Raw genomic sequence first — 20,750 nt, 5'->3', positions numbered from 1 at the left:
TCGCTGATATTTCCGTATGGTTCAAAAAAAGTTCGCCTTGTGAAAGCGAGCCCGCAGGGCGAATCATGTTTCCAAAGGGACCCTTTTATCGTGAAACATATGATGCAGAAATTTGTAAAGGGACAGGTTAATGGGCAGGGGCAGATTTCATGATATTCTCCGCTTGTAAATTTGAATAGAAAAAGAAAATGCTGCAACGGCTATTCCTACGGACCAGGCCAATGCCATCCAGAGGTTATCGCCCAAAGGCAGATCAAGCGTTAAAGCTCTAAAACTGTCAATAATAGGCGTCATAGGCTGTATTTCTGCAAACCATTTAATACCACCAGCCATTGAATCAACAGGAACAAAGCCAGAACTGATGAAAGGTAAGATAAAAAGTGGGAGCATAAGACCGCTTGAACCTTCTACCGTCTTTGAGAGCAGTCCACACATTACTGCAAGCAATGAAATTGCGATGCTTACTAAAGCAAGAAGTCCAATAATAACAAGCCAATTCATAAAACCTCCATGGGGTCTGAACCCAAGAACAAAGGCTGTGCTGATAATTGTAATAGTAGAAATCGTATTTCTAACTACCCCGGCGCCAGCATGACCTATAATCACAGCCGTTTTCGAGATAGACATGGTACGAAAGCGGTCAATGACGCCTTTGGTCATATCTGCCGCTACATTCATCGCCGAATATTGTGAAGATTGTCCAATACTTTGCAGGATAATGCCCGGTACAATAAAATCAATATAGTTGAGCTCTCCTACATTTGCGATACTCCCAAATACAGTCCCAAACAAGAACATTACTAAAAATGGTACGATCGTCGCCACCAATAGAGCTTCGGGGTTCCGCAGAGAAATAAGTAAACTGCGTTTAAACATGATCCACGCGTCAGCAATGATATGTGTCTTTAATTTATACACGTTCCGTATCCTCCTTTTTTTCGTCGATCAAAGTTAAAAAAACATCTTCCAAAGAGGGCAGATTCAGCTCAATGGCATCCACAGGAATACTGTTTTCATTCAATAATTTCATAGCTTTTGCAGCGTCTTTTTCGCTTTTGAAATTCAGGTACGCCCCTGATTGCGGCCGTATCTCCTTAAGGTATTGCGGTGTTCCTTCAATGAGTATCCTGCCTTTATGAAGAATGGCAACATTGTCTGCGAGATATTCAGCCTCTTCTAAATACTGTGTAGTAAGAAACACTGTAGTCCCCTGCATTGCTAAATGTTTTACTAAATCCCACATAGCGATACGATTCTGTGGGTCAAGTCCCGTAGTGGGCTCATCGAGAAAAAGCACTTCAGGATCGATCATAAGGCTCATAGCTATATCCAGTCTGCGTTTCATGCCACCAGAATAAGTTGATACTTTTCGGTCAGACGCTTCTTGCAGATCAAAAAAAGACAGCCACTCATTTGTTTTACTTTTGACATCCGACAGGCGCATGAGTTGTCCGATGAGATTTAAATTTTCTCTGCCAGTCAATACTTCATCTACTGCTGTGAACTGTCCTGTTAAACTAATACACTTTCGAACGAGCTTTTCTTGAGATACCACATCGAAGCCGTTAACAGCAGCGCTGCCGCTATCTGGCTTTAACAAAGTAGATAAAATTTTAACAATAGTTGTTTTGCCTGCGCCATTAGAACCTAACAGAGCATAGATTGACCCGCGGGGCACAGTAAAATTAACACTTTTTAGAACCTCTTTCTCTCGATATTTTTTCGTTAATTCAGATACAGAAATTGCGATACCCTGTTTAACCATAATCACGTCTCCTTTTTAATACCAACCGAATGAATGTATAGACGGAATATAAAATTGCCTAAGGAGCAGGCAATTTTAATTAATCCTCATTAGTAAAATAGGGTAAGTTTTTTATCATATCGGCTATCTCATCATTATAAAGTGGTAATCCCATTTTATCCAACATTTCAGAAATGAATAGATATCTACGCTGTATATCCTGTAAATTGCCTGGAAACACAGAGGGGATAAACAATAAATCTACCAGTACCAGAAATTCTGACAGCTCTTTCGCATATTCCGTATGAATAGAGCCATCCCTTTTTCCTTCTTCGATAAGCTCAAGCCAATGCGGACATAGGGTACGACGGTTTTCTTCAATCATCCTCGCTAAAACATGAGGATTTTTCAAGAGTGGAATCGCCTGTCTTGATAATTCCACCTGTTGTTCATTAGACTGATTTAACTGTATAACCATTCTCATTTTTTGAAGTGCATTTAGATCAGTGAGCTTTTTTACCTCCTCAAATGGATTGTTTCTGGAAAACATCTTCGTGCCAAGAGCGTCCATAATTTCTTCCTTAGACTTAAAATGATGATAAACAGCGCCTTTTGTTAAACCGCCCAATTCATCGACTATATTTTGAATCGTGGTATTGTCATATCCTTTTTCAAGGAATAAACGCTCAGATACTTCTAAAATTTTATCAACCGTTACTTCTGGATATTTGTTTCTTGCCATACCAACTATCCTCCCGATTACATTCGTTTCGAATGTTTATATTATAAGGCACTGAGAACAGGGTGTCAATGTTTTACATGCCAAACATATAAAATTATTATGAGATTGCGAAAGTGAACCGGGGAATTCTGCACTAAAATCCTCTTCAGGGAGACAGACTATATACTGTAGTTAGGACAGACTGCAGCGGGCGAATTTTTTCAGCATTCCATGGGCGCTGCCCGGCTATATTTCCTGCCGAATAAAAAAATAAGGGTTTTCCCTGGGACAAAATGATAGTATGATAGAAAGAAAATGGGGAAGTCTGCCGTCTGCGCGGCGGTAATATACGGAGAGCAGGAGAAGGAAAGGATTGGGGTTAAAATGAAAGCGTTGATATTGAGCATCTCCACAGGTCAGGGGCATCACGCCACGGGACAGGCGGTGTCAAATTGTTTTGAGAGTCTGGGCGTCGTCTGCGAGACGCTGGACGCGTACGAATACGTGGAACCGCTGTTGAAGGGACTGGTATCCAGGGGATATCTGATCTCCACAAAGTACATTCCCAAGGTGGCGGCGAAGGCCTATGATCTGGTGGTAAAAAAGAGCAAACCCATGCCCGATTATTCCGTGGGCAAGATGACCAACACCTTTATGGCTCAGGAGCTTCTGGGTTATCTGGATGAATATAAGCCCGACATGGTCGTGTGCACTCACGTGCTGTCTTCGGCAATGATGAGCGTTCTGAAAGAGCGGGGAGAATGGAAAGGGATCGTGGTCGGCATCGTGACGGATTTCACACTGCACCCGCTTTGGGAAGAAGCGCTGCACATCGACTATTACGTGACGCCCAGCGAGCTGCTGGAGTATCAGATGAGACACAAGGGAATGGATATTGGGAAAATGCTGCCTTTCGGCATTCCCATCCGGTCCGAATTCTCCTACAGCACCGATCGGGCTGAGGCCCGGCGGGCGCTGGGTCTGTCCGAGACAAAGCCCACTATACTGCTGATGAGCGGCAGCATGGGATACGGAAAGATCGACAAGTCTCTGAAAAAGATCGACGAGTTGGCCATGGATCTTCAGATCATGGTAGTCTGCGGAAATAATAAAAAAATGTATAAGAAAATATCCAGGATGCAGGACAGTCTCCAAAAAGACGTGCGGGTCTACGGCTATGTAGACAATGTATATCTGATGATGGACGCGGCGGACTGCATTATCACCAAACCGGGAGGCATCACCTCGTCGGAGGCGCTGGCCAAGGGGCTGCCCATGATCATGGTCAATCCCATTCCCGGTCACGAGCAGCGCAACGCGGAGTTTATGCTGAATAACGGGCTGGCTCTCTACGCCACAAAATCATTTCCTGTGGACGAGGCGGTGTTTTCCCTGTTCCGTCATCCTGAACGGGTGGAGGACCTTCGGCATACCATCGCCCTCTACGGAAAAAAGGAAGCGGCTCTGACACTGTGCGAATTTCTGATGGAAAAAGTGAGAGAGCGGACCGCTGAGTATTTTTCGGAGATCGCGCCGGATGCGGCAAAATAATATGGACAATATTTATCTGGTTTATTTTACACAGGCAGGAGAACAGACCTGCCGCAGGATCCGGGAAGCCCTGACGGCCGACGGCTGCCGCTGTCAAAGCAGCGACGGCAGAAGGCTGGCGGGCGGACTGAGACAGTGGACGAAGGAGGCCTTCTCGCAGGGGGAGGCCCTTGTTTTCGTGTCGGCCACAGGGATCGCCGTGAGGGCCATCGCTCCATTTCTGAGGTCCAAGACGGAGGACCCGGCGGTCATTGTGACGGACGAGCGAGGGATCCACGTGATCTCGCTGCTGTCCGGGCATATGGGAGGGGCGAACCGCCTGACTCTGCGTATCGCTGGGGCCATCGGCGGACAGCCGGTGATCACCACGGCTACGGATGTCAGCGGGCGTTTCGCCGTGGACCAGTGGGCGAAGGATCAGGATCTGGCCATTGCGGATATGAAAATAGCCAAGGAGGTCTCAGCCGCGCTGCTGAGAAAGGAAGAGTGCGCTTTTTACAGTGAGTTTCCGACAGAGGGAACGCTGCCCCGGGGACTGCGGAGGTGGAACCGGCAGAGTGAAGAGACCGGGGAGACGAAGCCGCCGGATATCTGCATCGCAGTGAGTCTGGAGAGACCGAAGGAACTTCCTTTTAAAAAGATACTCTGGCTGATACCCAGGGTGCTGACGCTGGGTATCGGCTGCAGGAGAGGGACGTCCCAGGAGCAGATCCGCGCCGCTGCGGAAGGGGCCCTTTCTGAAAGGGGACTGAGCCTGAAAGCGGTGAGGAGAGTGGCTTCGATCGATATAAAAAAGGACGAACAGGGGCTGGCGGACTTTGCCGGCAGTCTGGGCGTTCCCTTCACGGTGTATACCGCGGAGGAGCTGGAGAATGCCAGGCTTGCCCACGGCCAGAGCTTTTCACCGTCGAATTTTGTGCGGTCGGTGACCGGGGTGGACAACGTCTGCGAGAGAGCGGCCATCCTGTCCGCAGCCGCGGACGGCGGCGGAGTCCGCCCTGATCTTAGACCGGAGCTGATGGTGAGAAAGACAGCGGGCGGAGGGGTCACCGTGGCCGCCGCCTGTCTGGCTGAGATGGAAGGCAGGCCGGGCGTACGGCTGAAACTGCCCGAAGCTGATGCAGAGGAAAACGGAGGAGGAAGAAAATGATAGACAGGTACAGAAGACTGCGCATGGACGAACGGCTGAGAGATATGGCGCGGGAGACGCGGATCGGCAAATCTTCGCTGATCTACCCCATCTTTGTGGAAGAGGGGAAGAACATTATCAAGGAGATCGCGGCCATGCCGGGCCAGAAACGCTACAGCCCGGACACGCTGCCCTACGCACTGGAGGAGCTGGCTGCGGCAGGAGTGAAAAACGTCATGTTTTTCGGGATCCCCAAGGAGAAGGATGAGTGCGGCAGCGGCGCTTTCTGCGAGAACGGCATCGCCCAGCAGGCCCTGCGGGCGGCGAAAAAAGCCGTGCCCGAGCTTTATTACATAGGGGATGTCTGCATGTGCGAATACACCTCTCACGGCCACTGCGGCATCATCAAGGGCGATTCGGTGGACAACGACAAAACGCTGCCGCTGCTGGCCAGGACCGCCGTGTCCCAGGTGGAGGCCGGCGCCGATATGGTGGCCCCCTCAGACATGATGGACGGCCGGGTGGCCGTAATCCGTCAGGCTCTCGATGAGGCGGGATACATCGACACGCCGATCATGTCCTACGCGGCGAAGTACGCTTCCGCCTTTTACGGACCCTTCCGGGAAGCGGCTGGATCCGACAACTTCAAGGGCAACAGAAAGACTTATCAGATGGATTTTCACAATCGCAGAGAGGCGCGCAAAGAGGTGGACAAGGACCTGGAAGAGGGAGCCGATCTGGTGATGGTGAAACCGGCCCTCTCCTATCTGGATATCATCCGGGAGATAAAGGATCATGTAAACGTACCGGTGGCAGCCTACAGCGTCAGCGGAGAGTACGCCATGATCAAGGCGGCTGCGGCTGCGGGCATGGTGGACGAGGCGAATATCGTGGCGGAGAGCACGGTCAGCATGTACCGGGCCGGCGCGGATATTCTCATCACATATTTTGCGAAAGAAGTGGCGAAGATGATCGACGAAGGGAGGATCGGCTGATGACGAACAGCAACAGCACGGCGCGTTCCCAGGCGCTGTTTGAGGAAGCGAAACAATACATACCGGGCGGCGTGAACAGTCCCTGCCGCGCGTATCTGGCCGTAAACGACACGCCCCGTTTCATTGTGCGAGCCGACGGCGCGTACATCTACGACGTGGACGGAAATGAATACATCGACTACATCGGCTCCTGGGGCCCCATGATCCTGGGCAACAACCCGCCTCAGGTGCGGGAGGCCGTACAGGAGGTCATCGGAAACGGTCTCAGCTTCGGCGCCGCCACAGAGCGGGAGATTACCATGGCTAAGCTGGTGTGCGCCATGGTGCCTTCCATGGAAATGGTCCGCATGGTCAATTCAGGCACGGAGGCGACCATGAGCGCCATCCGCACGGCCAGAGGCTACACCGGAAGAAATAAGTTCATCAAATTTGAGGGCTGCTATCACGGCCACAGCGACGCTCTGCTGGTAAAAGCCGGTTCAGGGCTCATCGCAAACGGCGGAGCTCCGGACAGCGCCGGCGTGACGCCGGGCTGCGCCCAGGACACGCTGACCGCCAGATTCAACGATTTTGACAGCGTGGAAAAGCTGTTTGAGGAAAACAGAGGCGAGATCGCGGCCGTGATCATCGAGCCGGTAGGCGCCAACATGGGCGTCGTTCCGCCGGCGGAAGGATTTCTCAGAAAGCTGCGGGAGATCTGCGACGTCAACGGCGCGGTGCTCATCTTCGACGAAGTCATCACGGGATTCCGTCTGGCGCCGGGAGGCGCGCAGGAACTGTTCGGCGTAAAGCCGGACATGACTACTTTCGGAAAGATCATCGGCGGCGGCATGCCGGTGGGCGCTTACGGCGGAAAGAGGGAGATCATGGAGATGGTCGCTCCTCTGGGACCTGTTTATCAGGCGGGGACTCTGTCCGGAAACCCTGTGGCCATGGCGGCGGGCATCGCTCAGCTGACCTGGCTCTCTGAACACCCGGAGGCATATGAGAAGATCAATCGTCTGGGGGAAAAGCTGTTCGGCGGATTCCGGGAGATCCTGGAGAGAGCCCGGAAGGCCGGCCGGACAAAGGCCTGCTGCACGGTGAATTCCATCGGCTCCATCGGCTCCGTTTTCTTTACGGAGACGCCTGTAACGGATTACGCCTCCGCAAAAACGGCGGACATCGCCGCCTACGGAGATTATTTCAGAGCTATGCTGAAAAGCGGGATCTATTTTGCTCCGGCCCAGTTCGAAGCCATGTTCCTGTCGGCGGCTCACACGGACAGAGAGATCGACGCCACGCTGGAGGCCTTCGGAGCATATTTCGGAGAATAAATAAACGGGGCAGCGGGAGGAACAGATGAAAAAAGTATGGATCGTAGGCATCGGGATGGGAAATCCGGATACTGTGACTGTGAGAGGAAAACAGATCATAGAGGAAAGTCAGGCGCTGATCGGCGCCCGGCGCATGGTGGAGAGCTTTCCCCAGGCCCAGGGGCAGCGGGGATTCGGCATTCTGGCGGAGGATATCTTCGGCTGGATCAAGGACCGGCCGGAACAGAAGATCGCGGTGCTCATGTCGGGGGACGTTGGGTTTTACAGCGGGGCAAAGAAGCTGTCGGCGCTGATCGCCGGATACAACCATGGGGCGGAGCCGGAACAGCGCATAGAGCTGGAGATGGTAGCGGGAGTCAGCTCTCTTCAGTATTTCTGCGCGAAGCTCTGCCTTTCCTGGGACGACGCCAGGATCGTCAGCCTCCATGGCAGAGAGGGAAATATCTGCGGGCCGGTGCAGACCAGCAGGAAGACCTTTTTCCTCACGGGCAGCGATCACAAGGCGGAGCTGATCTGCAAAAGCCTGACGGAGGCTGGGCTGGGCGATGTGATCATCCACGTGGGAGAGCGTCTTTCCTACGAGGATGAGCGGATCACGACGGGTACGGCGGAGGATCTGGCGGGACGGGAGTTCGACACGCTGGCGGTGGTCCTGGCTGAAAACAGCCGGGCGATGGAATTCGCCCGCTGCGCTCACGGCCTGGCGGACGGACGTTTTATCAGAGGCGGCGTTCCCATGACCAAGCAGGAGGTGCGCAGCGTCACGCTGTCCAAGCTCTGCATCGAAGAGGAAGACGTCGTCTGGGACGTGGGGGCGGGAACGGGTTCCGTGTCCGTGGAGATGGCGCTGCTGGCAAGACAGGGACAGGTCTACGCGGTGGAGATGGATCCGGAAGGTCTGGAGCTCATCAGAGAGAACAGCCGCGCCTTCGGCCTGTGCAATCTCCGGGCGGTGGCCGGCAGAGCGCCGGAGGCGCTGGACGGTCTTCCGGCGCCGGATAAGGTCTTTCTGGGCGGGACCAAGGGAAACATGGAAGCCATCCTGCAGACGGTCTTCGAGAAGAACAGGAAGGCGTTGGTGGTGGTGAACGCCATCGCGCTGGAGACGCTGGCGGAAGCGGTCTCCTGCCTGACGAAAGCAGGCCGGGCCCCCGTGGACGTGGTGCAGCTGTCGGCGGCCCGGGCCAGAGAAGCCGGGAGGTACCACATGATGACGGGTCAGAATCCCGTATTTATCATCACCGGCGGCGGGGCGGAAGAGTAAAGCGAAAGAGAAAGAGAGCAGGAGGGTAGGATGGAAAGAAGAAGAAGCGTGCCGCGTTTCATGATCGCGGCGGCGGGAAGCGGAAGCGGAAAGACCACCGTCACCTGCGGGCTGCTGGCAGCCTTCGCGCGCCGGGGCGTGAAGATGGCCTCTTTCAAATGCGGTCCTGATTATATCGACCCCATGTTTCACACGGAAGTTCTGGGGATCCCCTCGCGAAATCTGGATCTTTTTTTTACGGACGAGAACGCAACGCGGTTTCTGCTGTGCAGGGCGGCGGCAGCCGCCTTTGGAGAACGGGGCGAAGGCCCGGCGCTGGCTCTGATCGAGGGCGTCATGGGGTATTATGACGGACTGGCGGCGATTTCAACCAAGGCCAGTTCCTACGATCTGGCCCGGGCCACGCAGACTCCCGCCGTGCTGTTGGCGGACTGCAGGGGGAGATCCGTCTCCATTCTGGCGGAGCTTAAGGGGTTCCTTGAATACAGGGAGGACAGCGGTATTCGGGGCGTCATTTTGAATCGCCTGTCGCCGATGCTCTATCCGGAAATGAAGCGCATGATCGAAGAGGAGCTGAACATCGCCGTCTGCGGCTACGTGCCTGTGATGAAGGACTGCGGGCTGGAAAGCCGGCATCTGGGACTGGTGACGGCGCAGGAGGTGGGAAATCTCAGGGAGATCGTGGAGCGCCTGGCGGATCAGATGGAAAAAACGGTGGATCTGGACAGGCTGCTGGAGTTGGCGGAGCAGACGCCTGAGCTGACATACCACATGACCGGTCCCATCGCCGGCGGCGAGACGGAGCCGGTGGGGAACGAGCGGAAAAAAAAGCCCCGCATCGGCGTGGCCAGAGATAAAGCATTCTGTTTTTATTATCAGGACAATATGGACCTGCTTGAAGAACTGGGGGCTGAGCTGGTGCCCTTCAGTCCGCTGGAAGACAGCGCTCTGCCGGAGGGATTGAGCGGACTGATCTTCGGCGGCGGCTATCCGGAGCTCTACCTGAAGCAGCTGTCGCAAAACCGGGGATTGATGGGGGAGATCCGCGCCGCGCTGGAAAGCGGCATGCCCTGCATCGCGGAGTGCGGAGGCTTTATGTACCTGCATGAATGGATCCTGGATGAAGAGGGCGGACGATGGCCCATGGCGGGAGTGATAAAGGGCGAGAGCTTTCCCACGGGAAAGCTGGGACGGTTCGGTTATATCAGCCTGACCGCCAGGCGCGATACGCTGCTGTGCAGGGAGGGCGCGACGCTTCGGGGCCACGAGTTCCATTACTGGGACAGCACCAATACAGGAGACTGCTATCTGGCGGAGAAGCCCCTGAGAAACAGGACCTGGAACTGCATCTTGTCCGACGGCATTCAGACCCAAGGGAATCTGTCCGCCGGGTATCCGCACATCCATTTTTATTCCAACCCGCAGGCCGCAGGCCGGTTTGTGACGGCCTGCAGCAGTTTTTCCCGCGGTCTCATCCGCGGAGGGGACCTTATCTGACGCGGAATTGCACGCCCAGATCATCCTGGGCGATCCTGCGGCAGGCCTCGATCTCCGGCCCGGAGATCACGCTCACCACAGACATGGTCACGTCCGGCACGACCTTTTTTACCTCCCGTGTGAAGTGCAGGATGGCGTCGAAAGACGCTTCCCCAAATTCCGGGTGGCAGAGGGCGTTGTACGCCTGGGCCGTGGGAGCGTTCAGGCTTACGGACACCGCGTCGAAATAGCCGGCCAGCATGGGAGCCGTCTCTTTCTTGTGGATCAGATCGGACAGACCGTTGGTGTTGACTCTGGTCCGGCGGCCGGTGTTGGTTTTGATCCACTGGCAGAGAAGAAGAACGTCGTCCAGTCTTACCAGCGGTTCGCCGTAGCCGCAGAAGACCAGCTCTCCGGGACCGCTCAGGTCCCATTTTTTCATTTCTTCGATCACTTCGCTTACTGTCGGTTCCCGTTTCAGCCACAGTGAATCCGCGCCGCCCAGCGCATCCGTCATATGGCGGATGCAGAAGTCGCAGCAGCAGGGACAGCGATTGGTTATATTTAGATAAATACCCGCTCCGTAGCCGTATAAAATATCTCCGATTCCTTGTACTGCCATGATCTCGCCTCCTTTCTTTTCATTATAACGCCTGTGTCAAGGTCGTCCGAAACTCCCTGAAGTAGTTGAAAGCGGCGGTGAAGTGAGATATGATAAAATATTGAATACACTTCCGCGCACTGCGGGAGACGACGGGAGATAGATTATGAATCAGAGCAGGAAATGCAAGCTGCCGCCGGCAGGCGGAGAGATCCATGGCTTCAGGGCGGTGGAGGAGGGGCGGATCCGTCCGCTGGCCGCCCGGACCCTTTCGTTTTATCACCGGCAGAGCGGAGCGCAGCTTCTCTGCATACAAAACAGCGACCGGGAACTGGGCTTCAGCGTCATCTACCGGACGCCGTATCTGGACGAGTCGGACGCCAACCACGCGCTGGAGCACGCAGTACTCACGGCGTCCTCCAAATACCCCGGCCGGGACATTTTCTTTGATGCGGTGGGGAAAAGCTACAGCACGGTGATCAACGCCTATACTTATCCGGTGATGACCTGTTTTCCGCTGTGCAGCCGAAGCGGGGATCAGCTGATGAAGCTGGCAGACGTGTATCTGAGCTGTCTGACAGATCCCGCTTTTCTGCGGGAACCGAACATATTCCGCAGAGAGGCGGTCCGGTATGAGCTGCGGGACAGAGATCAGGATCTGACTCTGGCGGGCACTGTCTACGGGGAGGACTTCGGTTATCTGACGGACATTGCAGCGGAGGCTTCCCACAATATGGCTCACGCTCTGTATCCGGGCCTGCGGGCCGCCAACTGTGTGGGAAGAGCTCACCGCAACGCCGGGGAACTGACGGAAGAGAAGATCAGGAAGCTGTATGAGGATTTTTACGTCTTTGACAACGCGCTGATCGTGCTGTACGGGGATATGGATTTTGACGTCATGATGGAATTTCTGGACCGGGAGTATCTGAGCCGGCGCCATCGTTCCTCCATGACCGGACGGGACGGCTGCACGGACCGGGGCGAGGCGGTGCGCAGTCTCTTCGATGAAAAAAGTCCGGAGGGCTCTGTGGAGAAGGTCTGCCAGTGCCCGTCCTACGAGGGGGATTCGGAGGAATGGGCCTCTGTGGTGGAGCTTGGGATCGACGTGTCGGATCTTACTTTTGAAGAACAGCTGCAGCTGGACTTTCTCACGGATATGCTGGACCACGAGAACTCGCTGTTTCATCGATATTTGAGAGAGGCGGGCATCCAAAACCGGGCTTACTGCGATCTGAGTCAGGACGGCTCGAAAAATTATTTTCTCATGGGCATCGAGGATGCGGAGGAAGAGCAGAAAGAGGCGTTCCGTCAGGCGGCGGAGAGAGCGCTGGCCGAGACGGCCAGCGTGGGGCCGGATCCGGAAGTGGCGGAGGCGGTGGTCAAGGATCGGGAGTTTTCCCTGCGCCTGGCCCGGGAAGGGTCGGGGGTTGGAGCCGACGTGTCGGCGGCCGTAGGGCTGTACTGGGCCGTTACGGGGAAGACGGATTATTACGCGTGCAGAGAGTCCGCTCTGGCCAGGGTGAAGGGCGAGGGCGGTCAGCGGCTTTTGCGGGAGCTGGCGGGAAGGCTGGTCCGGGCCGGGCGGCGTGCGCTGGTGGTGACGGTGCCCCGTCCGGGGTTGGCAGAAGAACTGGAGCGGCGGCGGGAAGGGGAGCTGGCCCTGCGGAAAGCGGCCATGACGGAATCGGAGATCGACGCCCTCATCAGGGAGACGGAGGCGTTCGACCGCTGGAACGGCCTGGAGAGACAGGAGAAGAGCTTTGCCGCAGGCCTTGAGGATCTGCAGAGTCTGCCGGAACCGGCCGCCCCTGCGCCGGTGATGGAAAAACCTCTGGGCGCGGTGAGAAGCTACACCTCCCCTGCGGAGTCCGACGGCACATACTGCTGCCGGCTGCTCTTTGATACTTCGGCTGTAAGGGAGGAGGATCTCCACTATCTGTCCCTCTGGGCTTTTCTGCTGTTGGAGCTGGACACCGGCCGTCTCAGCGTAGAGCGGCAGAAATTGCTTGAGCTGAAATACGCCGGCCGGCTGTCTGTTGATTTTGCCTATCCCGGGCCCCAGGCCGGGGAAAATCACCATCCCATGCTCTCAGTCAAATGGTACGGATTGACGGAGGATTTCGAGACCGGACTGGATTTTATTCTGGAGGTGCTGAGGGGCACCCGCTTTGATGACGGAGAAAAGATAGCCGGTCTGATGGAAAAATACATGTATGATTACGACCTGTCCCGCACGGGGGATCCGCTGTCTACGGCGGTGGATCTGGCGGCGGGAAGCGTGGACCTGTATCAGCGGTATCGAAATTATATCGAGGGACAGCCCTTTTACCGGTTTCTCGTGGATACGCTGTCGCGTCTGGAAGAGGAGAAGGGCTTTGCCGCCGTGCTGCAGGACAGGCTGGAGCAGGCGGTAGGCGCCGCGGTCCACAGCCGCCGGCTCTGCGCGCTGACGGCGGCCCCCGCAGCAGAGCTGCCTCGAATGGAACGGATCCTGGAGGAAAAGCTGAACGCGCTGCCGCCGGAGGCTCGCCAGAGGATGCCCGGGGAATTGCCCTATCCATTTCTGCAGAGGGAGGAAAAAGGCAGATCTGCCATCTGCATCGAAGCCTCAGATCAGAGCTGCGTCCGCATGACGTCTTTTGGAGAAGAGCCGGGATTTCAGGGCCGTTATCTGGTCTGGCTCACCGCCGCCGCCGACCGCTTCCTGGTGCCCCATCTGCGCTTCGAGGGCGGAGCCTACGGCGCCGGTACAGCCTTTCGGATCTGGCTGGAACAGATGTACCTCTACACCTTCGGAGATCCCGGCGCGGGCAGTACGCTGGAAGCGTTGGACCGGGTATGGGATCAGATGGCCCGGGCGGAGTTCTCTCAGGAGGAGCTGCTGGGATATATCCTGGGCACCTGCGCTGCCGCTGAAAAGCCCGCAGGCCCTCTGAACAGCGCGATGAACGCCCTGAGTCAGGCGGTGGAGGGCGTGGATCCCCAGACGGGACTGCAGGTGACGGCCGATATCCGCAGCGCCTCGCTGCAGGATCAGGCCGAGGCTGTGGCTTACCTGAAAAGGGCGTTTGACCGGGCGCGGACCGTGGTCCTGGGCAATGAGAAGCGCCTGAGCGCAGACAGGAAGTATTTTGACGAGTTTCTGGATGAGAGACTATAGAAGAGACAGGCGGACCCGAAAGGCCGAAAAATAAGCGGCCGGGTCCGCTTTTTTTCAGATAAATTGTCGAACAGGCGACTTGCATTCAGGGGATCCGTGTGCTATAATAACGGCGTCCCGATCTGAACAACAGCGATCGGTACATAAAATTGAGGTATCAACAGGTGCCCGGTTTTTTCCTGCCGGGAGAATAGGGAAGTTGGGTGAAAATCCCGCGCGGTCGCGCCGCTGTAAAGGAAGAGTCGCATTGGCTGACATCACTGTGGAAATGGGAAGATGGAATGCGATGAAGAGACCTGAGCCAGAAGACCTGCCTGATGATATGTTCCGGTAAACAGACCGGAGATTGCATTTTCTTACGGACGATAGGAAGGTGTAGTGAATGGGAGACGAGCGCCTCTGCCATTATTTTTGGCTACCTGAAAAGAGGGAGTTTCTCACTTATTACGCTGTTTCGACAAGTTCGGAGCAGTTTTTTTGTATTTCGGTACAAAACAAGGAGGGAAAATTATGAGAACAAAATCAGAAAGACGTATCTTTTTGGCCAGTGTGACAGCCGCAGTGGCCTTGGGCACAGCGGCCACGGCCAGCGCCATGCACATCATGGAGGGCTATCTGCCTGTGTCTCACTGCCTGATCTGGGGCGTGATCTGCCTGCCGTTTCTGGTCCTGGGGCTGATGAGCATCCGCCGCACGGTGTCGGATCACCGCAAATCGCTGCTTCTGCTGGCAATGTCAGGCGCATTCATCTTTGTTATTTCATCGCTGAAAATTCCGTCCGTTACGGGAAGCTGCAGCCACATGACCGGCACGGGCCTGGCGGCAATTCTCTTCGGACCTTTTGCGGTCAGCATACTGGGCATCATCGTCCTGCTTTTTCAGGCGATCCTTCTGGCCCACGGCGGTCTGACCTCTCTGGGCGCCAATACCTTCAGCATGGCGATCGCGGGCCCGATCGTATCGTTTCTGCTCTATCAGCTGGGCAAGAAGCTGAATCTCAACCGAAAAGTCAACGTGTTCATCGCGGCGGCTCTGGGAGATCTGTTTACATACTGCGTGACCAGCATCCAGCTGGCGGTGGCCTACCCCAGCGCTACCGGCGGCGTTATGGCCAGCGCCGTAAAATTTCTGGGCGTGTTTGCCCCCACGCAGCTGCCCCTTGCGGTCATTGAAGGGATCCTCACGGTGATCATCATCATGGGCATGGAGAGCTATGCGAAACCGGAGCTGAAGGAAATCGGATTTATCGGGGAGGGAATTTAATATGAAGAGCAATAAAACAACTGTGATCGTTCTGCTGATTATCGTTCTGCTCATCGCCATCGTTCCGCTGTTCGCACTGAAAGGCGCTGAATTCGGCGGCAGCGACGACGCCGGAAGCCAGATGGTCGCTGAGATCACAGGGACGGAGTACGAACCCTGGTTTACGCCGGTTCTGGAGACCATGATAGGCGGAGAACTGCCCGGAGAAGTAGAAAGTCTGCTGTTCTGCCTGCAGACAGGGATCGGCGTGGGCATCATCGCTTACGGATTCGGCTATCTGGTAGCCCGTAAAAAATATAAAACGACCAAGGCGTAGGCCTTGAGAAAGACTGGTCTGCCCCTGAGGGGCAGACTATTTCTTTGATACTTCCCTGGGTACGGGTCCGCGCGGTCCGCCGCGCAGACGGGGTGCAGGGGAAAGGGATGTGGAGAAAACGAAATGATAGTGACTGCTGTTTTGACTGCGGTAGTGGTGTGGCTCCTGTTTTACGGAACGGTAGCCACCCTGCCGCTGGGGATGATCTGCGCGGCGGCAGGCGCTGGGCTGGCGGCGCTGGGACGCCACTCTCACGACGGAGTGCTGTCCATCGACATCATCGCTCAGAGATCCCGGCTCTGCAGTGTCAATCCGGCGCTGAAAGTATGCGGATGCGTGGGGCTGCTGATCTTCTGTGTGGCGGCGGATTCCGTTCCCGTGGGCGTAGGATTGGCGCTGGCTATGCTGCTGCTGACTGTGGCGGCGGGGGGACTGCCTCTCCACGATTATCTGGCGTTATTGGCGCTGCCGGCGGCTTTTATGCTGGTCAGCGGTCTGGCTCTGCTGTTTTCCTGGGAAAAGTCTCCGGTGGGCGTCATCAACCTGCCCCTGGCCGGAGGCTGGCTCTCGGTGACTGCAGCGGCCCAGGTCCGAACGCTGCTGGTCATGGCCAAGGCTCTGGGGGCGGTGAGCTGCCTGTACCTGCTGAGCCTGTCCACCCCCATGACGGACATTATCAATGTGCTGCGCCGCGCCAGAGTGCCGGCGGTGGTGGTGGAGCTGATGTATCTGATCTACAGATATATTTTTATTTTGCTGAACATGCACCGCACCATGAGGGACGCTGCGGAAAGCCGGTTAGGCTACGACAGCTACAGACAGAGCCTGCGGACGACGGGACAGATCTACGGCAATCTTCTGGCGCTGAGCTTCCGGAAAGCGGGAGCCTGCTTCGACGCTATGGAGAGCCGCTGTTACGACGGAGAGATACGTTTTCTGGAGCAGGCGAAACCGCTGCGTCCGCTGCATATCCTGACCGCGGCCGGACTGGCGCTTCTCGCGGCCGGGCTGTTGTTTGCGGGGGGCAGGATGTAGATCGGAGATATTTCATGAGAGAAATTTTGAGACTGGAAGGGCTCAGTTACGCCTATGAGGAAGACCGCACCGCGCTGGCGGATCTATCCGTGACTCTTTACGGAGGGCAGAAGGTAGCTGTGCTTGGGAATAACGGCGCGGGGAAGAGCACTTTTTTCCTGTGCTGCAACGGAGTGCTGTCTCCCGCCTCCGGCGAGATCGTGCTGGAGGGAAAAAAGCTGGAACGAAAGGGGCCTGACCGCTCCCTTTTGAGACGGTCTGTGGGTCTGGTATTTCAGGATCCGGACAGTCAGATCATCGCGGGCACGGTGGAGGCGGAGATCAGCTTCGGCCCTATGAACCTGCGGCTGCAGGATGAGGACGTGCGCCGCAGAGTAGATCAGGCGATAGCGAATATGCAGCTTGAGGATTTTCGCAGCCGCGCGCCCCACTATCTGTCCGGGGGCGAAAAGAAGAGGGTCAGCATTGCGGATGTGCTGGCCATGGAGCCGCAGCTTCTGCTGCTGGACGAACCGGCGGCCAGTCTGGACCCGGCCAATTCCCGGCTTCTGGAACAAAATCTGGAGCTGTTGTCCCGGAGGGGGCTGGGCCTTGTGATCGCCACCCATGACGTGGATTTCGCGTGGCGCTGGGCGGAACGCATTCTGGTCTTTCACCGGGGACGGCTGCAGGCGGACGCGGACCCGGAATCCGTGTTTGCGGATGAGGAACTGCTGACCCGCTGCGGACTGGAGCAGCCGATCCTGTATCAGGTGGGCATCCTGCAGGGGATGAAGCCGCTTCCGCGGACAGTGGAAGATATGCGCCGGAGGGAGATGAAAGCGGCTGAAAGTGTGTAAAACCACTTGTTACAGCCCTTTCGCCGTGCTATAATGTATGGATGAATAAAAGAAAATAGAGATGCCGACAGGTGCCCGGCGATTTTTGCCGGGAGAATAGGGAAGACGGGTGAGAATCCCGCGCGGTCGCGCCGCTGTAAAGGAAGAGCTGCATTCAAAACATCACTGTGCAACACGGGAAGATAGAATGCGGTGAGGACGCCTGAGCCAGAAGACCTGCCTGAACGCATGAGACCGGCCGGCGGGGCCGGGATTACAATTTCTTACGGGCGATGAGAAGGCGTAATGGAAGAAAAATCTTTTTGGATTTTTGCTTATTACACTGCTTTGGCATAGCCGGAGCAGTTTTTTTTTAAATAAAATGCAGGTCGCAGGACGGGACAAAGGAGACAAAATGGGAGAGACAAAAAAAGCGATCCTGGTAGTCAGCTTCGGCACCAGTTATCAGGAGACAAGAGATAAAACCATCGGAGCCATCGAGAGGGAGATCGCCGCCGCCTGGCCGGAATGGGAAGTGCGCAGAGCCTTTACCAGCGGCATGATCCTGCGGGTCCTGCAAAAGCGCGACGGGATCCACATCGATAATGTAACGGAGGCGATGGAACGTCTGGCGGCCGACGGGATAAGGGATCTGGTGGTGCAGCCCACCCACGTGATCAACGGGGAGGAGTACGAGAAGATGGTCGCGCTGCTGGCCCCCTGGAGCGGACGTTTTGAGCGGTTTCTGGTGGGCAGGCCCCTGCTCACTTCTTCCGAGGATTACGATAAGGTAGTGGAGGCGGTGATCCGCGAGGCGGAGCTGGAAGAGGGAGATGGGCTGGTGCTCATGGGCCACGGTACGGAACATCACGTGGACGCGGCGTACGCCGCTCTGGATTATCGCTTTAAAGACACGGGCCACGAGAATGTATTCGTGGGCACTGTGGAGGGTTATCCCGCGCTGGAGCAGGTGCATAAGCAGCTGAAACGGTTTGGACCAAAGCGGGTGGTGCTCATGCCGTTCATGATCGTGGCCGGTGATCACGCCAGCAACGATATGGCGGGGGAGGATGAGGACTCCTGGAAAAACATCTTTGAATCTCAGGGGTACGCGGTCAAGTGCGTGATGAAAGGGCTGGGTGAGATCCAGGCGGTGCGGGATATTTATCTGGAACACGTCAGAGCGGCCATGGAGGAACAGGAATAATCTTTTCTCAGGAGCATGCGGGACGAATGGTCCGGCGCGGCGGCAGAGAGAGACCACGCCGGGAGGAGAAACAGGACGCCATGGAAGATTACGTAATGAAAGATCATAAGAAGCTCAGGCGGGGCTATACCACCGGAACCTGCGCCGCTGCGGCGGCCAGGGCGGCGGCTGTGCTGGCCACAGGGCTTGCCCGGCGGGTGGAACAGGTTGAGATCGCCACGCCGGGGGGCGCGGTACTGACTATTCCCATAGAGGAAGGCCGTCTCACTGCAGGGGGAAGTACTGCTGACGGCGGGAGCTGCGTGGAAAAGGGAAGCGGAGCCGGAGCGGTGTGCGCCGTCAGAAAGGACAGCGGGGATGATCCCGACGTGACGGACGGCGTGCTGGTCTACGCCAGAGTGGAATTGACCGGGGGCGACGACGATCGGATCCTGATCGACGGCGGCCCCGGCGTGGGCCGGGTGACCAAGCCGGGTCTGGCCTGCGCGGTGGGTCAGGCGGCGATCAACCCTACGCCCAGGCGGATGATCGAAGAGGAGGTCCGCCGGACGGCCGCCGAAGCAGGTTATGAGGGAGGCATATTCGTGGAGATCTCCATTCCAGCGGGAACGGACCTGGCGAGAAAAACATACAATCCCAGACTGGGTATCGAGGGGGGCATCTCTGTGCTGGGGACCAGCGGCATAGTGGAACCCATGAGCGAGCAGGCCCTCATCGACACCATCAAGGTGGAGATGAATATGCAGAAGGCGGCGGGAGCGGAGTACCTTCTCATTACGCCGGGGAACTACGGCGAGACCTTTCTGAGGGAGAGTATGAGCCTGGGCAGCATCTACACGGTCAAGTGCAGCAATTTTCTGGGGGAAGCTCTGGATCATGCCGTTGAACTGGGCTTTCACGGCGTACTGCTGACGGCCCACATCGGGAAGCTGGTGAAGGTGGCCGGCGGGATCATGAATACCCATTCGAAATACGGAGACGCCAGACTGGAGATCCTGGCGGCCCACGCGGCCAGAATGGGAGCCGAAAGGGAGATCGTGGAGCGGCTGTTTTCCTGCGTGACCACAGACGACGCCATCGCTGTTTTGGATGGAGAAGCACGTGAGGAAACGGACGGCGGCGGAGGAACGGAGCGGCCAAGCATGCTGCGGATAAAGACGATGGCTTCCATTCTGGAAAAGGTGGAGTATCACATCGGGCAGCGCGTGGGAGACGGCATGGCGGCGGGAGCGGTGATGTTCTCCAACCGCTATGGATTATTGGGACAGACGTCACGGGCGTCCTGCCTTGTGGAGAAATTACGGCAGGACGGCGCGGAGGGGAAGCCGCGGACCTAAACAGCGCGGTCTATGGATAGAATGGCAGGGCCGGAGGCGCAAGGGAGCAGCCGGCGGACAGAGAAACGGACCGGCTTTACAGCCGGAGAGAGGGAAAGCGAAAACAATGGCAAAATTATATGGAATCGGTGTAGGGCCGGGAGATCCGGAACTGATGACGCTGCTGGCGGTGCGGCTGATCCGCCAGTGCGGTATCATAGCGGTCCCGAGATCGGGTCAGGAGGTCAATGCGGCATACACCATAGCCAGGGGAGCCTGCCCGGAGATCGAAGGGAAAGAGCGGCTGGAGCTGGAGATGCCCATGACAAGAGACCGGGAAAAGCTGGAGGCCTGCCACGCCGCCGCTGCCGCTCAGGTAGTGGAAAAACTGAAGGAGGGCAGGGACGTGGCATTTCTGACCCTGGGAGATCCGTCTATCTATTCTACATATATCTATGTCCACGACAGAGTGCTGGCGGCGGGATATGAGGCTCAGATCGTGCCCGGCATCCCGTCCTTCTGCGCCGTAGCCGCCCGGCTGAACGAGGGGCTCACCGAAGCCCATCAGGGACTGCACATCATTCCGGCCTCCTATAAGGGGCTGGAGGAGGCGCTCAGCCTGTCGGGCACCAAAGTGCTTATGAAAAGCGGGAAGTCCATCGGAAAGATCAGGGAAATGATCGCCGATATGGATCCGCCTCAGGAGGTCATGATGGTGGAGCGCTGCGGCATGGAAGGGGAGCGGATCTTCCGGTCGGCGGAAGAGATCGACGAGAACGCGGGATATTTCTCCCTCATCGTCGTGAAGGACAAGAAAAATTAACGTATAAAGCAAATA

The 20,750-nt window shown here is 56.4% G+C and carries 18 protein-coding genes and 2 riboswitches; of the genes, 14 read left to right on the top strand and 4 right to left on the bottom strand.

The window, feature by feature from the left end; genetic code table 11:
• Nucleotides 1–147 precede the first annotated feature (147 nt).
• The 3 genes from E0E37_RS10680 to E0E37_RS10670 form a co-directional block, all read right to left on the bottom strand.
• Entirely contained in the window at nt 148–918 is a 771-nt protein-coding gene (locus E0E37_RS10680) for an ABC transporter permease (RefSeq protein WP_130863037.1), read from the bottom strand.
• On the bottom strand, nt 911–1,765 hold the full coding sequence (locus tag E0E37_RS10675; protein ID WP_130863036.1) for an ABC transporter ATP-binding protein: 855 nt from the start codon (nt 1,763–1,765) through the stop codon (nt 911–913). Before E0E37_RS10675 ends, E0E37_RS10680 begins: the two co-directional genes overlap by 8 nt.
• Before the next feature lie 79 nt (nt 1,766–1,844).
• Nucleotides 1,845–2,486, bottom strand: coding sequence for a TetR/AcrR family transcriptional regulator (locus E0E37_RS10670; protein WP_130863035.1), 642 nt, complete (start codon nt 2,484–2,486; stop codon nt 1,845–1,847).
• A gap of 363 nt (nt 2,487–2,849) precedes the next feature.
• Between E0E37_RS10670 and E0E37_RS10665 the strand changes: the two genes are divergently transcribed.
• The 6 genes from E0E37_RS10665 to E0E37_RS10640 are packed head-to-tail and all read left to right on the top strand — an operon-like array spanning nt 2,850 to nt 10,217.
• Nucleotides 2,850–4,016, top strand: coding sequence for an MGDG synthase family glycosyltransferase (locus E0E37_RS10665; protein ID WP_165445321.1), 1,167 nt, complete (start codon nt 2,850–2,852; stop codon nt 4,014–4,016).
• On the top strand, nt 4,003–5,166 hold the full coding sequence (locus E0E37_RS10660) for a cobalt-precorrin 5A hydrolase (RefSeq protein WP_130863033.1): 1,164 nt from the start codon (nt 4,003–4,005) through the stop codon (nt 5,164–5,166). Before E0E37_RS10665 ends, E0E37_RS10660 begins: the two co-directional genes overlap by 14 nt.
• Complete coding sequence (hemB, locus tag E0E37_RS10655; RefSeq protein ID WP_130863032.1) at nt 5,163–6,140, top strand: porphobilinogen synthase; 978 nt, start codon at nt 5,163–5,165, stop codon at nt 6,138–6,140. The genes E0E37_RS10660 and hemB overlap by 4 nt, the downstream gene beginning before the upstream one ends.
• Nucleotides 6,140–7,456, top strand: coding sequence for a glutamate-1-semialdehyde 2,1-aminomutase (gene hemL, locus E0E37_RS10650; RefSeq protein WP_130863031.1), 1,317 nt, complete (start codon nt 6,140–6,142; stop codon nt 7,454–7,456). Before hemB ends, hemL begins: the two co-directional genes overlap by 1 nt.
• A gap of 25 nt (nt 7,457–7,481) precedes the next feature.
• A complete protein-coding gene (gene cbiE / locus E0E37_RS10645; RefSeq protein WP_130863030.1) occupies nt 7,482–8,720 on the top strand; it encodes a precorrin-6y C5,15-methyltransferase (decarboxylating) subunit CbiE in 1,239 nt (412 codons plus the stop codon).
• 30 nt (nt 8,721–8,750) lie between these two features.
• Nucleotides 8,751–10,217: a cobyrinate a,c-diamide synthase gene (locus E0E37_RS10640; protein ID WP_130863029.1), complete on the top strand. Its 1,467-nt coding sequence runs from the start codon at nt 8,751–8,753 to the stop codon at nt 10,215–10,217.
• Here the strand turns inward: E0E37_RS10640 and E0E37_RS10635 are convergent.
• Nucleotides 10,210–10,818, bottom strand: coding sequence for a TatD family nuclease-associated radical SAM protein (locus E0E37_RS10635; RefSeq protein ID WP_130863028.1), 609 nt, complete (start codon nt 10,816–10,818; stop codon nt 10,210–10,212). The two genes, E0E37_RS10640 and E0E37_RS10635, sit on opposite strands and share 8 nt — an antisense overlap.
• Nucleotides 10,819–10,963: 145 nt before the next feature.
• On the opposite strand from E0E37_RS10635, the gene E0E37_RS10630 reads away from it, so the two are divergent.
• The 8 genes from E0E37_RS10630 to cobI all read left to right on the top strand — a co-directional run bounded on the left by E0E37_RS10630 (nt 10,964) and on the right by cobI (nt 20,735).
• On the top strand, nt 10,964–13,957 hold the full coding sequence (locus tag E0E37_RS10630; RefSeq protein WP_130863027.1) for an insulinase family protein: 2,994 nt from the start codon (nt 10,964–10,966) through the stop codon (nt 13,955–13,957).
• Nucleotides 13,958–14,102: 145 nt separating this feature from the next.
• A riboswitch (cobalamin riboswitch) is annotated at nt 14,103–14,289 on the top strand.
• A 178-nt stretch (nt 14,290–14,467) separates the two neighbouring features.
• Complete coding sequence (locus E0E37_RS10625; protein ID WP_130863026.1) at nt 14,468–15,220, top strand: energy-coupling factor ABC transporter permease; 753 nt, start codon at nt 14,468–14,470, stop codon at nt 15,218–15,220.
• 1 nt (nt 15,221) lies between these two features.
• The gene (locus tag E0E37_RS10620) at nt 15,222–15,536 is read left to right on the top strand and encodes an energy-coupling factor ABC transporter substrate-binding protein (RefSeq protein WP_130863025.1); all 315 of its coding nucleotides are present in this window, start codon (nt 15,222–15,224) and stop codon (nt 15,534–15,536) included.
• A gap of 123 nt (nt 15,537–15,659) precedes the next feature.
• Complete coding sequence (cbiQ, locus tag E0E37_RS10615; RefSeq protein ID WP_130863024.1) at nt 15,660–16,571, top strand: cobalt ECF transporter T component CbiQ; 912 nt, start codon at nt 15,660–15,662, stop codon at nt 16,569–16,571.
• A gap of 14 nt (nt 16,572–16,585) precedes the next feature.
• Nucleotides 16,586–17,410, top strand: a complete 825-nt coding sequence (locus tag E0E37_RS10610; protein WP_130863023.1) for an energy-coupling factor ABC transporter ATP-binding protein — start codon at nt 16,586–16,588, stop codon at nt 17,408–17,410.
• Nucleotides 17,411–17,462: 52 nt separating this feature from the next.
• Nucleotides 17,463–17,648, top strand: a riboswitch (cobalamin riboswitch).
• A gap of 156 nt (nt 17,649–17,804) precedes the next feature.
• Nucleotides 17,805–18,596, top strand: coding sequence for a sirohydrochlorin cobaltochelatase (locus tag E0E37_RS10605; RefSeq protein WP_130863022.1), 792 nt, complete (start codon nt 17,805–17,807; stop codon nt 18,594–18,596).
• Between the two features lie 80 nt (nt 18,597–18,676).
• Nucleotides 18,677–19,933, top strand: a complete 1,257-nt coding sequence (gene cbiD, locus E0E37_RS10600) for a cobalt-precorrin-5B (C(1))-methyltransferase CbiD (protein WP_130863021.1) — start codon at nt 18,677–18,679, stop codon at nt 19,931–19,933.
• 106 nt (nt 19,934–20,039) lie between these two features.
• The gene (gene cobI, locus E0E37_RS10595) at nt 20,040–20,735 is read left to right on the top strand and encodes a precorrin-2 C(20)-methyltransferase (RefSeq protein ID WP_130863020.1); all 696 of its coding nucleotides are present in this window, start codon (nt 20,040–20,042) and stop codon (nt 20,733–20,735) included.
• The last annotated feature ends 15 nt before the right edge of the window (nt 20,736–20,750 follow it).

The sequence above is a fragment of the Bacilliculturomica massiliensis genome, from assembly GCF_900605495.1.
Taxonomy (GTDB): Bacteria; Bacillota; Clostridia; order Peptostreptococcales; family Anaerovoracaceae; genus Bacilliculturomica; species Bacilliculturomica massiliensis.
The sequence above is the reverse complement of the archived record's forward strand: the minus strand, read 5'-3'. Positions and strand labels throughout refer to the sequence as shown.